Consider the following 15,182-nt stretch of genomic DNA (forward strand, 5'->3'; position numbering starts at 1 on the left):
ATATGAAAATTGTACCATCTATACCATTCTCCCATATATATTTTAGCTTTTCACAGGGGTATCTTCTCAACAATTAAACCATTTTCAAAAGGATACCTTTCAATGACATACATTTTTATAGCAGGTCTTCTGATGCTCTCTGCTATATCTTCAAGTATCCACCACGCAATCTCAATATAATTCATGCAAACTTCCATCATCTCAGGCGGGACTTCTATCTGAGAGAGTTCATCAATCAAACATTTGAGTTCACTATCGTCGAAAAATTCAATGCATCCGTAAAATATAGTTCCGTCCTCACTGATGTCATCAAAAGGTCTTGCAGTGTTTTGCGCAATGCGTATGAGTCTTTTTCGAAGCTGTACCGCATCCTTGTAACTGGACGAACAGAAATGTATCTTTGTGCAATGTGGGGCAATACTTTTGGCATATTCTTCTGAACCTGCTACTGCATTAGATACTTCATCCCTTAGGCAATAATTCATTGCTTTCATTGCTTCAGCATTCGTGTCGGAGAATTCCAGTTCGTTGAGGTTGATGAAGCATCCCGTTCTTTCTGCGAAAAATGCAAGCATATCAGCATCTTCTATCGCCGGTATCTCTATTCCCGTTTCAATCCTAAGCTCTTTTGCATAACGTATTGTATCAGCGTAGCAGGTATCTTCCAGCCCTTTCCAGAGTTTTATGGGTGGATGGAATCTTATCTCATCTAACCCTGCATCTGCAAGTTCTTCTAAAAGCCTGATCTGCGGTGCAATAGATGTGTACATGTGTATGTGATGCTGGGCACCAAACTCCTTTTTAAGTAGTCTGATGTAATGAAGCACTCTGTCAGGCCTGAGTAGTGGCTCACCACCTGTAATGCCCGTTCCCAGCGCACTCATCTGCCTTGCTTCTTCAAGGACATCCCTGTCGGAAAGCACTCTTCTTTCATTTGCAAAAGTAATATCGCCTCTTCTTTCTTCTGATAAGGGGCAATAGAAACAATCCCGGCTGCATTGACCTGTGATGAACAGGACCATCTTGGCTCCCTGCTGGCAGAGCTTACATCCCTCAGATAGAAAAGAGTGGAAAGAACCTGCTTCTCCCTGGATTATTTCGCTCATCCTGGCATCCTATAACCTGTATGTATATAAAACTATTTTAAGCACCGCTCCGAAAATTTATGTAATATCCTTTCAATAACAATTCCCAATGAATGAGTTTGAAGGTTTTGTTGTAGTGCTGGGTTGCAGGAAATGTGGCAAATGTGAAAACATCTGTCCAAATGGTGCTCTTTACAGGATAAACGGTTTTGTCAACGTGGATCAGGAAAAATGCAATCTATGTATGAAATGCATAAATGTATGCCCTAACAAGGCCCTGGTATATATGGAGTGACCAGGACCTCCAACAGGATAAGTTCATTTATTTTTCAACGCCGATGGAAAATGCCCTGCCCAGCATTTTACCGATCCCATAGTAAGCCCTCTGTGGCGAGTATATTACAGGTCTGATCTTTTCAATATCCGGATTTCCTTTTTCATCCAACACTGATTCTTCTGCTTTTATGCCCACTATCTCACCAATGAACTGTGTATGAAGTCCCAGGTCAAAACTGTGTACCAGTTTGCATTCAATTACGACCGGGAATTCCTCTATGAAGGGAGCATATACTATTTCACTTCTGACAGCCGTAAGTCCGGTCTTTTCGAACTTATCCACATCTTTTCCGCTTGCGATACCGAAGTAATCTGTTTCTTTTACATATTTCTCGGAAGGGATATTTACCGTGAAAGCTTCCTTTTCCATTATGTTGGTATAAGTATAGGTGGCTTTACGCATGGATACACTGATACATGGAGGGTCCGAACAGCAGATACCTCCCCAGGCTGCAGTCATAGCATTCGCATTTCCGTACATATCATAGCTTCCAACGACCCAGGCAGGTGCCGGATATGCCAGGGGTTTTGCCTCAACAGGTATTTTCATTGTATACACCTGCATAAAAAAAGGCTTTGAGAGCCTTTAATCTTGCGCCTGTCAGCTTTCAGATCATTCCTCTGAATAATATTCTTGAGAATACCGTGGATACGGTGAAAATGATTATAGTTACAGGCAATATCTGTCCTATCTCATACAGAAGTTGAGTCCTGTCCCCTCCATATTCGATTGTACCTGAAAACCGGACAAGTATTACAGTTATCATGATTATGTATATTCCGATTGCAAACATGAAAATGTCAGAAGGTATTGACTGGTTAAGGTTATCCGCCGATATCTGTGCAGGGCCCGGGAATGCATTCTCAGGAAGACGTTTGATACTGTCCGATATGTTCTGGAGGATCTTTGTTATTACTTCTGATAATGCAATTGTCACTCCTGCTATAAGAGGTGCAAAGACAGCTGCAGTAGAACGCATTGTAGATGTCATGTCGTAGAGTGATTGTCGTATCTTGATCTCCACATCCTGAAGCTCTTTCAAATGGTCGGCAAGTTTGACAATTGCAACTCCGGCAACCTCATGGCTCTTTTGCACACTTTCAACCATTAGAAGCATGGTGGTCCTGATCCTTTCTGAATATATATTCCTGAAAGCCCCGAAATCCCTGTCAAAAATAGCTGAATGAATATCTGTTCTCATATTCATGAGGTTCAGTGATATCCTTTCAAAGGCAAGCGATATATCAGATCCCTGCATGGTCCTTGCTGTATGGCTGAAAGCCTCTTCTGCAGATCTTCCTTCAGATACCCTTCTCCCCAGAACGAACAGGGCATCTGAGAATTCATTTTCCATCTTGCGTATCTCATCGCGGATCTTCTTGTAAGGTGCGTAGCTGATATTCAGATAAACAGATACTGCAAAGACAATACCCCATATTATAAAAAGCGTTGGCGGAATGATCCCGTCAAGGGTCGATGTGGATACTATATTCCAGGGATTTCCTCTGTATACCAGAATGTACCCGAGGGAAGATATGAGGAGTCCTATAGCAGAGGCAAAGATCATGGCATGTAGTTTCTTTTCTTTGATACCAGCAAGATGAGGGTGGTTTTCGGGGATCTCCTGCGGGACAAATGCAGCTGGCCGTTGCATCAGTATGTATTCTGCATACATAAAGGTCAGCAAGGGAAGAACAATATTATAGAGGATCACAAGGGTCCCCGTCCCAAACCGGATACCAACAACGGTTATTGCAGGCATCAGGGCTACCAGTGAAAGGGGTATCAGGATGAATATGGAATAAAGTACATATGTTGGCGTCTTCAGTTTTGCAGCAAAGCTGTCCATCAGGTCCCGGGTGCTTTCAAGCACAAGATCAAGTGACCTGTTAAGTGCGATAATCCTTTGTGCTTCGTCAGGTTCGCTTGTAGAGCTTTTTATAAGGTGCAATGCCCTCTTGAAATACTCACTGTTCTTGCCCCAGAGATTGGAGAATTCAATTATTGCTTCATCAATCCCCCGGTATTCCCTTACATGCAGGTTCCACATCATCTTCTTCAGGTCCTTTGCCAGGGGCCGGCCGGAGTTGCCTGCAGCAAATCGAATAGCAACCTCCATGTTTGGTACAAGTTTCATTGACATTACTATGTAACTGATAATTTCCGGCATGTCACCAAGTGAACTGACTTTCATCCATTTTGCATGGATCTTGATATACTCGCTCATGTATATCAACACACATAAAGGAAACATGAGGCTCAGGATGATAAGTGCATAAAGGGCAGTGTTCTCCAGGTTTATCATTCTTAAAAGGAAAAAATCAAAAATAATTATCCCAATGAGTGTAAAGGCAGCACTTACGTACGCAAAGAGTACGGTTTCATGAGGGTCAAGTCCTAAACCGGTGTAGATCATAGCATCGCGGTAACTTTCACTGATGGCATTATCTGCTTTCTGGCGGAATGTATCAGTGTCTTTTACAAGCCAGCTGAAATTCCTTGCAGTGAACTTGCATCCGTTGTAGTACCAGTTCTCATTGTACAACCTGATCACCCACACAGCAAAAACCATTTGAAGAGCTCACAGTTCCATTCTCTGCCTGTGATATGTGTGGTATATCTTTTTTCCTCCCGGAAAAAACCTCAAACCATTCTATCCAGCTGTCATAGATCCTCTGGTAGTCAGTTCCTCCGGGATTGGATATCTCCATGTCCATTAGCAGCCAGAACATGTTATTTGCAATAGCCACATTTCTTGCTTCAAGCAGCCAATGGTCATTTTTTCCATATTCTGCTATTCTGGCTTTTATTTTTGCTCTCATGCGGATGTTAAGGGAAGCCTCATCCATGGAAATACCCCATTTGTCTGCAATTTTGCCAATAAGCGCTGATTGTCCCCTGTCCATTATATCCGAAGGCATGAGAGTGTCACTTGATGCATCGTAGCTGAGTATGTCCGAGAATACTTTTCCCTGGCCTTCTTCCCATTTGTCGTTTACCTCTGACACCTGCATAACACGTCGTTTCATTGTCATACTTCCTGATATGCGGGTATTCGCACAGACGACAACTGCATCAGTTGCCTTGAAGGATGCAGGTGGCACTCCCAGGGTGTTCACTATCCTTTCATATACTGCATTTGTGGATGAGCCATGTATGGTACCAATGACCGAGTTTCCGGCAGCACCTACCTGCATAGCCTCATAGAGCACGGCCACTTCAGGTCCTCTTACCTCTCCCATGATAAGTGATGAGCTCCCAAGCCTGAGAGATGCCCTTAATGCAACAGAGGGCTCTATCTCAATACCATATTTCATTATCGCGGACTGGGAGTTCAGACCCTGTACCTTCCATCCCATTTCCTGGAGTTCTTCAACAGGTATCTCTGGAGTGTCCTCAATTGTTATCATACGATACTTTTGTGGTATTTCCAGTAGCAAAGCACACATCAGGGATGTTTTTCCCGCGCCTACTCCACCGGCAACAAGGACGGAAGCCTGTCCGTCCATTATAAAACTGAGCAGACCTGCAGCCAGAGGTGAAATGGAGCCGTTGTTTATGAGTTTTGGAAGTGTCCAGGGGTCCTTTGCATGCTTCCTGAAAGCATAGGCAATTCCCTTTGCGCTAAGCGGATCACCTATCACCGATACACGAACTCCGTATTCCCTCAGAAACATCTCAAGCACCGGGGTTGCCTCTCCAAAGGGGCGTCCGCTGATGGACCTTAATCTGGATACCATGGATTGCATATCATCCTGCGACAGGTATACGTTTGTAATGCATTCCTCTCCATCTAGTACCACATGCACCGGATTCTGGTCAGCAGGAGCGTTCACATAGACATCAGTGACGCGCTCATCAGAAAGAATGTCTTCAAGTATGCCAAGTCCTGTAGTGTATTTTGTCAGCAGGTCACAACAGATGGTAAGCCTTGCAGGATCAGAGATTATATCGTCAACTTCCTTCTCCTCCAGCAGGAGTTTTTTGCTCAACCTGGCAAAGTATTCTCTTGAATTGGCAGGGTCTGCAAAATTCAGGTCTGAAGGACGATGGGCTATCATCTTCTTCCTGACCCTTTCAATGAGCCTGAGTTCTGATTCTTCCAGTGAATATTCCACCGGATTAATGATATACATCTTCTCCGGCCGGTCTGTTAGCCTGTATATATTTACCGGCGAATTCCTGGCATTCTGGAATCCTATTTCATAACATTCCTGGAATATCGTATTATCCGGGGGCTCGGTGTATATCCTTGATGTTGAAAAAGGCGGTCTGACATAGGATCTGAGATCCTTTTCATATTCAGGCAGATATGATGCATCTTTTTCAAAGAACTGTACTGCAGCAGACCCATCACTGGAATTATCTGTTATTCTTTTTGAGATAGAACTCATTTCATAAAGCATCTGAATGAATCTATTCCTGCACACCATGCATTCTGTTGATATATCGTTGTGTGCATCCTTTGCTTTGTTGTACTTGATGAGTCTGTCAATAATGCAACTGGTCTTTTGCGGATCCCTCTCTGCAGTTTCTATAATATTATCCATTATTCCGGCATGCTCTTTACGGCATCTGTCAGAGTTTTTACATGTCCCGGATATGATCATTGAGCTTTTGTAGTGGATCAGTTTTCCTTTCAGGCCTGACATCAGATAAATCCTTTCAAGGGTCTTTCCTTCGTAATCTCTTTCATAAAGTCTTGAAAGTGTAAGCCTCTCGATAACAGGCTCATTCTGAAGTATCGTAAAAATGTTTTTCCTGCAATGTTCATCCTCAAAACTGGATTCGTATATACATTCCCTGCAGTCAATGGTAATGTTTCTGCTTCTTTTTGAAACTCTTGTCCTGTAACTGCATCCTTTAGTAATTCCTTCTTTTTTTCCTGTTATTGATGAAATACATGCAAAGAGTTTCTCAAAGATTATCTTCAATTTTCTGTTGTCATCCGGCAGGTTGATATCTCCGGTATTTGATATTTGACCGGACATTGCAAAATGCGTTTGATTATCGTATAGTGTATCAACAGTTTCACTATTCCGTAAACTGTCATTATTCTCATCTTTTAAAATCACGTTTTGAAACCACCAATCATTTTTTTAGAAAAAGAATAATCTATTAAAACCTTTCGAAATAAATTTTTATTGATTATTTTATTTTAAGTATTATTTTTTTAACTGTTGTGGTGCAGGGGAAATGAAAAAGCATAGAAATTAAATGCATAGTATATTTGATATAACACTTTCACCCAGCTTCCCTCTGGATTTTATATATATTAAATCTAATTTACTCTAAAGACCGGAGCATCTGAATGGGTATATACACTGTATCACAGCTGAACGAATACATAAGACAGGTTCTGACTCAGGACCCTCATCTTGGGCAGTTATGGGTCAGAGGTGAGATATCCAATCTGACAAAACATAGCTCAGGCCATTATTATTTTACTCTGAAGGACAGGGATGCCCAGATAAGTTGTGTTAGTTTCCGCATGACCAACAGGACCCTTAAATTCGAACCAGAATCAAGTATGAAGGTACTTGTTTTTGCTTCTTTGGATGTCTATACTGTACGGGGCCAGTATCAGTTAAAAGTGCTGGACATGCGTCCTGACGGCATCGGCGAGCTCTACAAAGCTTATGAGCAACTGAGGAACCGATTGGAAGAGGAGGGGTTGTTTGACTTCTCACATAAGCGAAAGATTCCCCGCTTTCCAGGGAAAGTGGGTGTCGTCACATCAAGATCAGGTGCTGCTATTCATGATATACTTAATGTGATTGACCGCAGGTTCCCTGTGGATGTACTGCTCAGTCCGGCCATAGTTCAGGGAGAACGCTCGGCTGAAAGTATAGTCCGTTCCATCGAATATCTAAACAGTACCGATGTTGACGTGATCATCGTAGGAAGAGGGGGTGGTTCACTGGAAGACCTCTGGTCATTTAATGAAGAGGTAGTTGCAAGGGCTATATTTGCTTCTAAAGTGCCTGTCATATCTGCGGTGGGGCACGAAACGGATTACACTATAGCTGATTTTGTAGCTGATGCCAGGGCTCCCACTCCTTCGGCTGCAGCAGAGATCGCAGTTCCGGACAGGAACGAACTAAGGAAACATGTCTTATCCCTGACATTGCGTATGCAAAGGTCTGCAATGCACCTTATATCGGAGAGATCCCGGCATCTTGCTCATCTTTATTCCAGGATAGAGCCGGAAAGGTTCGCTGAGATCCTGCACCGGGATATGCAACGTGTGGATGAATTGAGTATGCGGATGGAGTTTGGGCTAAGAAAGGTGCTCGAATCGAAAATATCCTCTCTTTCCGGGCTTGCGGGTCGTCTGAATGCAGTGAGCCCTTTAAATACGCTGGAGCGGGGGTACAGTATAACCCTTCGCAGCACGGACCACAGTGTTGTCAGAACGACAGATGATGTAAGCATTGACGAATGTCTTGATATCAGGTTAATTGACGGCACAATCAAATGCAGGGTAACGGATGTTGAACCTGAAGTTGAAAAACATCGATAAAAAGGAGCTGGATTCATGGAAGAAGGTAAAAGTAATAATGAGAGTGAGAGTATCGAAGAACTTGAAGCTATGAGTTTTGAAACCTCTCTGGAAGAGCTTGAATCCCTTGTGGAGAAGTTGGAGAGGGGTCATCTGACTCTGGATGAGAGCCTTGGGATATTTGAACGTGGCATGAAACTTGCCCGTGTATGCGGCCAGAAACTCTCAAAGGCAGAAAGAAGGATCCAGGTCCTGACCGAAGAGAACGGAAAATTGAGAACTGAAAACTTCATTGAGGACTGATATTCCGGGCATTCTAAAAATAAGCGAAGATAATAAGTGAAGAGAATAAGTGAAGAGAAGCTCTTATGACAGCTCCTCTTCAGATTCCCTGGGTGCATTTTCATCTTCCAGGTACCTTCTTCCCAACAGAAATACGCTGCATAATGTGAGCAATACCAGGAAGATGGCAATTACAAGACCTTCGGTTGTAAAATCCTGCCAGGAATGCACCGAAGCCCATATCCCGCTCCTTGTGACAAAGGTCGCAAATATCACCAGTATGAATGAGGCCACAGCAAGCAGTGGTGCCAGAAATCCATATTCCCCGTGTTTTGCACGTGTCTGAGCATGCAGATAAGCTGTTGAAGTTATCCATGGTATAAGTGATGAAGTCTCAACAGGATCCCATGTCCAGTACCATGCCCCCCATCCAAGTACTTCGTATGCCCAGAATCCTCCAAGTCCTATCCCCAGGGTGAGGAAAAGCCAGGCTATCCTCATCCAGTCCCTTGCTATCAGTGTCCAGCGTTCATCTTTTGTGATGAGGTTTCCTATAGCGGCTGCAAAAGGAAATGTGAAAGCTGCATATCCCAGGAATAGCACAGGCGGATGGACCGCCATCCAGGGATTGCGCAGAAGGGGGTTCATACCCTGTCCGTATGGTACGTTGTAGAGTGCTGCAAAAGGATTCCAGTTGGTAGGCTCGATAGCACCTGAAGGTAATACACGAAATGCCGAGAAGGGGTTGTCTATTACAAGCAGTATGAGGAAAACAGATGCAATTGCCATGGATACTATTGTTGTAAGGTCCATTATTCTGGTTTCTGCAAGTTGTTTGGTGTATCCTGTGTAGCGGAGCAACAGGAGCATCACAAGTATTGACCATGTCCAGAGCAGAAGGGATCCCTCCTGTCCGGCCCAGAACGCCGAGATCCGATAGAACCATGAGAGGTCTGTACTTGAGTGACTGAATACGTACTCATAAGAGGCATTAACGCTTAGCAGATGTATCAGCAGTATGATCACAGAGGCCGTGATACTGGCTGTGCACAAGAGTTCCAGTTTTTTGGAGAGTGCACGCGCCCGGTGGTCCGATGCAGTGTAATAGCGAATTGAACAGATGGTAGCACCTGCTCCACAGACAAAGGCCAGCCATATTAATATCATCCCAAGGTTCAAATCATCACCTTTTCCTCTTATCTCTCTGGGTCCTGCGTTTTTCTATTTCCTGTTCAAGCATACGGTCATATCTTCCTTCAGCACCAGCTCTGGGTCTTTTAATGGCGTTATTTGTCCTGCCAGCAGATGTACGATCAGAAATGAGCAGGCCGATTATCCCTATTGCCATCAGGTAGATACCTCCCCAGAGGCAATTAATGAAAGGTACGGTCCGCATGTAAAGGTCTATCTCTCCACTGGATTCGTCAATGGCTCTGGGTGCAACAAAAAGCTCTTCAGTGAGTCCTCTGTTTATGTAAGTTGTAGTGTATGTCTGTCCCCATTTGAAATCGGTTATGTACTTAACCTGGCCGCTCCTGAAATAGTCTCCATTCCTGTAAATGTCAAAATCCACTTCCGTTGTGTAGGAAGAGGCAGGGTAGTTACGGAAAGCCTCACCACTATAGTATGATTCCATGCGGATGATCTTCAGCTGATAAGGCTGCCCTTCAAATTCTCCGGTCCCGTCTGTCCCGAGTACGGCAGAACCTTCTATTTTCATGTTCGAACTGAGGATTATACCAAGCAGTATGAGCAGTATTCCGATATGGATCACATGTGCACTGAGTTTCCTTATTTTTCCCGATGTAGCGGTATTTTTGTTAGCGGCGTATATTTTCCCCACCCTGTAAAGGGTTGCAGCCAGTGCAATGATGAGTACCGGTACGGAAATGTCCATAGCTATGTTCCCAAAGGGAGAGAGGATTGCAAAAAGAAGCGAAAGAAAGATCGATGTGCCCACAACAGGGAGTACATACCTGCGCTCAGAATAACCTATGAGCATACATGCACTCAGGAGCAACACCAGAGCAGCAACGGGAATTGCAGTCCTGTTGTTGAAGTATTCCGGCTGGAGGCTAAGTTCGATTCCTGTTGCAAGTTTTGCGATAAGGGGCGTCAGCATCCCTATTGTCACGATCGTTGCAAGCAGAAGGAAAGTGACAACTGTCGCAAGCATAGTATTACTTGTTGTCAGAAGTGGTATTTTGTTTTTCATCTTACGCCAAATCTTATGTGTACAACATATTTATAATTAGAGCTGTTCTATTCCCTTTGTTTCGATATGTTCAATAATGATGCTATCTATCAGGACAGAACTACAAATGCGGGTTGATAATTACGATTGAGATACTGATTACTGCAGTTTGGCTGATGCTTCCTGCCTATATACCAAGTCCACTGGCAGCTGTCTTTGGCGGGGGGAAGGCGATTGATGGCGGCAGGAACATGGGTGATGGAAGACGTGTACTTGGAGACGGGAAAACGTATCGCGGTCTTTTTGCCGGTATATTTTTCGGAATGCTGACAGGTTTACTTCAGCTGTATTATCTTTCAAGGAGCACAACCCTGTTGTCGGTAGAATTGCCATCATTTGGTGGTGAAGGCATAACCGCCAGCGCTGTTATTGTGATATTCTCACTTGCATTTGGCTCACTGTTTGGGGATATGTTCATGAGTTTCTTCAAGAGAAGGCTCGGTCTTAAACGCGGGGCTCCTTTTCCCATTGCAGATCAGCTTGATTTTGTGCTGGGGGCATGGATTATAACATATCTTGTAGCTCCTGCATGGTTCTCTGCGAATTTCACACTTCCGATCATCATTGCAGTACTGGTGCTGACCCCTCTGCTGCATCTGAGTACGAATATCATTGGATATTATATCGGAGTCAAGAATGAGCCATGGTGAGCAGTTTGAACAATTGTAGTAAATATTTTGATTCCAGGTGATCAGATTGACTGAAGGGAATGGTAAACGTGCATTGATAGATGCCCTGAAGGCATGTGGGGCTGTTAAGTTCGGTGACTTCACACTTGCCTCTGGTAAAAAGAGCAGTTATTACATCGATATTAAAAAAGCAAGTACTGACCCTGCTACGCTTGCGGTGATAGCAAAGGAGGCGGCAAAGGTCATAAAAGGACTGGATATCGATTGCATTGGAGGTGTTGTACTTGGTGGGGTTCCCCTTGCCACGGCTTTATCTCTTGAGGCTGGCCTGCCACTTGTGCTTATACGCAAATCTGAAAAAGATTATGGCACAGGAGGGCGCTTTGTTGGGGAGTTCAAAAATGGTTCGAAGATATTGCTTATAGAGGATGTAACCACCAGCGGAGGATCTGTAATAGATGCTATAGCGGCGATCCGGGAGGCTGGTGCTGTGGTTGACAGGGTCATCACTGTGGTGGACCGTGAATCGGGAGCAGAGAAGAATTTGAGTGATGTCGGCGTGAAACTTGTGCCGCTGGTAAGGGCAAGTGACCTGATATGACATCCATGGATAAAAAGGCAAGTTATTTATTTCAGGAATTAGAACTCTCATGTTATTCCGGTTTCTAAAATATCGCAAAAAGGCAAAAACAGAAATTGAAATCAATCTATCCATCAATTGATCCAATTGATCCGTTAAGTTCCATTAAGTTCCATTATATCTGCATATCCGGTGACAGTTTCATCAAATGACAGTTTTCTGATAATGAGGTTTGATACATGAATATACTAGTAGTTGGCGGCGGCGGCAGAGAGCATGCGATCACAGCAGCGATAGCATGCAGCAGAAAAGATCCGTCCATCTATGCTGTGATGTCCGGGAAGAACCCTGGTATTGCTGCGCTTTGTGAGGATTTCTTGCTCGAGAAAGAGACCAATGTGGAAAAGGTAGTTGAATTCGCACTGTCAAAGAACATCGATCTTGTTGTTGTAGGGCCCGAAGCTCCTCTTGCAGCAGGTCTTGCAGATGCCCTTGAAGAGGCGGGTATCAGTGTTGCCAGTCCCTGCAGGAAGGTTGCACAGGTAGAGTTTGATAAAGCATGGGCACGCAATTTCATGAAGGACAATGATATTGCCGGTTGTCCTGTCTTTGAAGTCTTTACCGACAGGGATGCGATGGATGCTTTCATCGATAAGCTTGGAAACGTTGCAATAAAACCTGCGGGTCTCACCGGTGGCAAAGGTGTGAAGGTAATGGGTGACCAGTTGCCTGATATCGGTGCTGCCAAAGAATATGCGGCAGGTCTGCTTGACCAGGGAAGCGTTGTTGTTGAGGAGAACCTGGTTGGTGAGGAGTTCACGCTGCAGGCTTTTGTGGATGGCAGAAGTCTTGCTTTTATGCCCACGGTCCAGGATCATAAAAGGGCCTTTGAGGGTGATCTGGGTCCTAACACCGGAGGTATGGGCTCTTACAATGCTCCGGGAGAGATGCTTCCTTTCCTGGATGCCGGGGACGTTGACAGTGCAAAGCAGATAATGACGGACACGGTAAATGCCCTTTACAGGGTGACCGGACAGAAATACAGGGGTACATTGTACGGTCAGTTCATGATAACAAAGGATGGCCCAAAGGTCATTGAGTTCAATGCACGTTTTGGTGATCCTGAGGCAATGAATGTGCTCCCGCTGCTTGAATCTGATTATGTGGATGTGCTTTGTGCAATGGCCAGCGGTACGCTGGATCAGGTGGATGTCAGATTCAGTAAGAAGGCAACAGTATGCAAGTATGCCGTTCCTGCAGGTTATCCTGACAACCCTACAAAGGACCGGGAGGTTGTAGTGGGCGACATTGGTGATGCGATCCTGTTCTATTCAAGTGTCTATGAAAAGGATGGCAAGGTCTACACCACCGGCTCCAGGGCTGTTGCTGTGGTAGGTGTGGCTGATTCTATTCAACAGGCTGAAGTGATCGCCCAGAATGCCCTGGAACATCTCAGTGGTGATCTGCATTACAGGAGTGACATAGGAAAAGCTGATCTTATCCAGAGGCGTATCGACCACATGAAGGAAGTACGCGGGTAAGAGTATAATTACATAATACATAGTGAAGGCTGATAGTATGAAACACCTTATTTCCATGGCTGACCTTACTCATGATGAGGTCGTTGAGCTACTCGATATGGCTGAAGACCTGAAGGAAAAACGCTTAAGGGGCAAGGTCACAGACCTGCTGAAGAATAAGAGTCTTGGTATGATATTCGAGAAATCCTCTACGCGTACTCGTGTGTCATTTGAGGTTGCCATGTGTGATCTTGGCGGGCATGCACTGTTTTTGAATGCAAGGGACATGCAGCTTGGCCGGGGCGAGACAATAGGGGACACTTCTGAAGTGCTTTCCAGGTATCTTTACGGTATAATAGCAAGGGTATACAGCCATGAAACAGTAAAACAACTGGCTGATCATTCCTCTATCCCGGTGATCAATGCTCTCTCGGACAAGGAACATCCCTGCCAGATACTTGCTGACCTGCTCACTATCCGTGAATACAAGAACAGGCTGTCAGGATTGAAATATGCATGGACGGGTGATGGTAACAATGTATGTAATTCTGCTATCATTGGCTGTGCCCTTATGGGCATGGAGGCTGCTGTGGCATGTCCCCCCGGATATGAGCCAGATGAGGACATCGTGAAGCTTGCAAGGGAACTGGGTGGAAATATCACCATCACCAATGATCCTGCTGAGGCTGCAAAGGATGCCGATGTCCTCTATGCGGATGTATGGGTTTCCATGGGTGATGAGGACGAACGCGAGCAGCGTCTAAAGGATCTTGCTCCCTACCAGATCAATTCAAAGTTGCTGGAGCACGCAAAGCCCGATGTGATTGTAATGCATTGCCTTCCTGCCCACCGCGGCGAGGAAATCAGCGCACAGGTCATGGACGGCCCCCATTCTGTGGTCTTTGACCAGGCCGAGAACCGCCTGCATGCCCAAAAAGCACTTCTGTTGAAACTGCTGGGCTAATCTCCATATATTTTTTTAGTATGTCGTTTCCAAACACAAAGTTTAACTAGAAAAAGCACTACTAAGCATCATTCACAATGCGGGAGTCGCCCAGCCAGGTCAAAGGCGCTAGATTCAGAGTCTAGTCTCGTAGGAGTTCGTGCGTTCGAATCGCATCTCCCGCACCATTTTTAAGAGATATGTTACGGGAAAAATAGAACTGCTTTTGATTGAATAAAGCAAAAAAAAGACTTAATTTTACAAAAATATATTTCATACTATTCCTCATAAAAAAAAGTTGATAGTGTTTTCCGGTCAATTATGTCTCAGAGTTACTTTTAAATCATATTGCCTAAATTATATTACCTAATTAATGCTTTATCTATAATTCCTTGTATTGTGTGATGACAACATTTACCTAACGGATTATTTATCTGGCAATTTGGATTAGTCATTGCTCCTGTTTACGGTATAGAGAATATTGATGAAGAAGTATCTAGAACGCCAAATAGAATATTCATCACCGAGGAAGAAACAAAATCGAAAAATCCTCATTTTTCATTTTATGGCTTCCTCGCCCCCCTCTTATACTTCTCATACCTGGCACAGGCCGTGATATACGGTCCCCACGAACAGGCATTGCCCATTGCGATATGCCTGTAGATCTTCCGGGGTTCGATGTCGTGTATCCGGCATGTTCTCATGAACTGCTGGATGTCAAAGGGTGTAAGGGAGTCAGCTTTAAGTTGTGTTCTATAGGCGTTCAGCTTGTCGTAGAGTTCCTGTTCAGCCAGTTTCGGGTTCATAATGGGCTATTGGTGCAGGGGAATATCCGTGTGTTCCAAGCGGGGCGAAAGTGAGTTGTTCGGGGGATGGCAGGTCAAGGATTATGCCGGACACATTGATATCCTGCTCTCAGGTCCGCAGCATGGGTGGACCGTCGTGGATGGCGGGATGCTCGCAGGAGAGGGTGTATGGAGAATACCGGAAGTACGAAAAAGGTGATCTATAACGACGCAAGCATCCACCGCAGACGGCACGTTCCTTTGG

15 protein-coding genes, 1 tRNA gene and 1 pseudogene are annotated in these 15,182 nt (G+C 44.6%); 9 read left to right on the top strand and 8 right to left on the bottom strand.

The features are described from left to right. Nucleotides 1-50: 50 nt before the first annotated feature. Complete coding sequence (locus V7O64_RS12325; protein ID WP_407355672.1) at nt 51-1,106, bottom strand: radical SAM protein; 1,056 nt, start codon at nt 1,104-1,106, stop codon at nt 51-53. An 88-nt stretch (nt 1,107-1,194) separates the two neighbouring features. Between V7O64_RS12325 and V7O64_RS12330 the strand changes: the two genes are divergently transcribed. After that, on the top strand, nt 1,195-1,380 hold the full coding sequence (locus V7O64_RS12330; protein WP_407355673.1) for a DUF362 domain-containing protein: 186 nt from the start codon (nt 1,195-1,197) through the stop codon (nt 1,378-1,380). A gap of 27 nt (nt 1,381-1,407) precedes the next feature. Here the strand turns inward: V7O64_RS12330 and V7O64_RS12335 are convergent, their stop codons facing one another. From V7O64_RS12335 to V7O64_RS12345, 3 genes are read right to left on the bottom strand one after another with little or no spacing between them, the layout of a single operon-like run. Further along, a complete protein-coding gene (locus V7O64_RS12335; protein WP_407355674.1) occupies nt 1,408-1,971 on the bottom strand; it encodes a flavin reductase family protein in 564 nt (187 codons plus the stop codon). A 58-nt stretch (nt 1,972-2,029) separates the two neighbouring features. Continuing rightward, the gene (locus V7O64_RS12340) at nt 2,030-3,994 is read right to left on the bottom strand and encodes a hypothetical protein (RefSeq protein ID WP_407355675.1); all 1,965 of its coding nucleotides are present in this window, start codon (nt 3,992-3,994) and stop codon (nt 2,030-2,032) included. Then, nucleotides 3,957-6,413 (bottom strand): ATPase, T2SS/T4P/T4SS family, encoded by a 2,457-nt coding sequence (locus V7O64_RS12345; protein WP_407355676.1) that lies wholly within the window; start codon nt 6,411-6,413, stop codon nt 3,957-3,959. Before V7O64_RS12345 ends, V7O64_RS12340 begins: the two co-directional genes overlap by 38 nt. Before the next feature lie 320 nt (nt 6,414-6,733). Between V7O64_RS12345 and xseA the strand changes: the two genes are divergently transcribed. Then, nucleotides 6,734-7,945, top strand: a complete 1,212-nt coding sequence (xseA, locus tag V7O64_RS12350; protein WP_407355677.1) for an exodeoxyribonuclease VII large subunit — start codon at nt 6,734-6,736, stop codon at nt 7,943-7,945. A 15-nt stretch (nt 7,946-7,960) separates the two neighbouring features. Beyond that, a complete protein-coding gene (locus tag V7O64_RS12355) occupies nt 7,961-8,227 on the top strand; it encodes an exodeoxyribonuclease VII small subunit (protein ID WP_407355678.1) in 267 nt (88 codons plus the stop codon). 63 nt (nt 8,228-8,290) lie between these two features. Here the strand turns inward: V7O64_RS12355 and ccsA are convergent, their stop codons facing one another. Together ccsA and V7O64_RS12365 are read right to left on the bottom strand one after the other, a co-directional pair. Next, a complete protein-coding gene (gene ccsA / locus V7O64_RS12360) occupies nt 8,291-9,385 on the bottom strand; it encodes a cytochrome c biogenesis protein CcsA (RefSeq protein ID WP_407355679.1) in 1,095 nt (364 codons plus the stop codon). Between the two features lie 4 nt (nt 9,386-9,389). Further along, nucleotides 9,390-10,421, bottom strand: coding sequence for a cytochrome c-type biogenesis CcmF C-terminal domain-containing protein (locus tag V7O64_RS12365; RefSeq protein ID WP_407355680.1), 1,032 nt, complete (start codon nt 10,419-10,421; stop codon nt 9,390-9,392). A 155-nt stretch (nt 10,422-10,576) separates the two neighbouring features. On the opposite strand from V7O64_RS12365, the gene V7O64_RS12370 reads away from it, so the two are divergent. The 5 genes from V7O64_RS12370 to V7O64_RS12390 all read left to right on the top strand — a co-directional run bounded on the left by V7O64_RS12370 (nt 10,577) and on the right by V7O64_RS12390 (nt 14,320). Continuing rightward, entirely contained in the window at nt 10,577-11,110 is a 534-nt protein-coding gene (locus V7O64_RS12370; RefSeq protein ID WP_407357347.1) for a CDP-2,3-bis-(O-geranylgeranyl)-sn-glycerol synthase, read from the top strand. Between the two features lie 46 nt (nt 11,111-11,156). Beyond that, on the top strand, nt 11,157-11,690 hold the full coding sequence (pyrE, locus tag V7O64_RS12375; protein WP_407355681.1) for an orotate phosphoribosyltransferase: 534 nt from the start codon (nt 11,157-11,159) through the stop codon (nt 11,688-11,690). A 218-nt stretch (nt 11,691-11,908) separates the two neighbouring features. Next, nucleotides 11,909-13,210, top strand: a complete 1,302-nt coding sequence (purD, locus tag V7O64_RS12380; protein WP_407355682.1) for a phosphoribosylamine--glycine ligase — start codon at nt 11,909-11,911, stop codon at nt 13,208-13,210. A gap of 37 nt (nt 13,211-13,247) precedes the next feature. Next, complete coding sequence (gene argF / locus V7O64_RS12385; RefSeq protein WP_407355683.1) at nt 13,248-14,153, top strand: ornithine carbamoyltransferase; 906 nt, start codon at nt 13,248-13,250, stop codon at nt 14,151-14,153. Between the two features lie 79 nt (nt 14,154-14,232). Further along, nucleotides 14,233-14,320: transfer RNA gene (locus tag V7O64_RS12390), tRNA-Leu, on the top strand. 174 nt (nt 14,321-14,494) lie between these two features. On the opposite strand, the pseudogene V7O64_RS12395 reads toward V7O64_RS12390, so the two are convergent. Both V7O64_RS12395 and V7O64_RS12400 read right to left on the bottom strand, forming a co-directional pair. Continuing rightward, nucleotides 14,495-14,596: pseudogene (locus V7O64_RS12395) on the bottom strand ((2Fe-2S)-binding protein); the annotation flags it as partial. 99 nt (nt 14,597-14,695) lie between these two features. Then, nucleotides 14,696-14,938, bottom strand: coding sequence for a hypothetical protein (locus V7O64_RS12400; RefSeq protein ID WP_407355684.1), 243 nt, complete (start codon nt 14,936-14,938; stop codon nt 14,696-14,698). Between the two features lie 28 nt (nt 14,939-14,966). Here V7O64_RS12400 and V7O64_RS12405 point away from each other — a divergent pair, with 28 nt between their 5' ends. After that, nucleotides 14,967-15,137 carry a hypothetical protein gene (locus V7O64_RS12405; RefSeq protein WP_407355685.1) on the top strand — a complete coding sequence of 57 codons (171 nt, stop codon included), beginning with the start codon at nt 14,967-14,969 and terminating at the stop codon, nt 15,135-15,137. Nucleotides 15,138-15,182: the final 45 nt, after the last annotated feature.

Origin of the sequence: Methanolobus sp. WCC5 (assembly GCF_045690325.1) — an archaeon.
Taxonomy (GTDB): Archaea; Halobacteriota; Methanosarcinia; order Methanosarcinales; family Methanosarcinaceae; genus Methanolobus.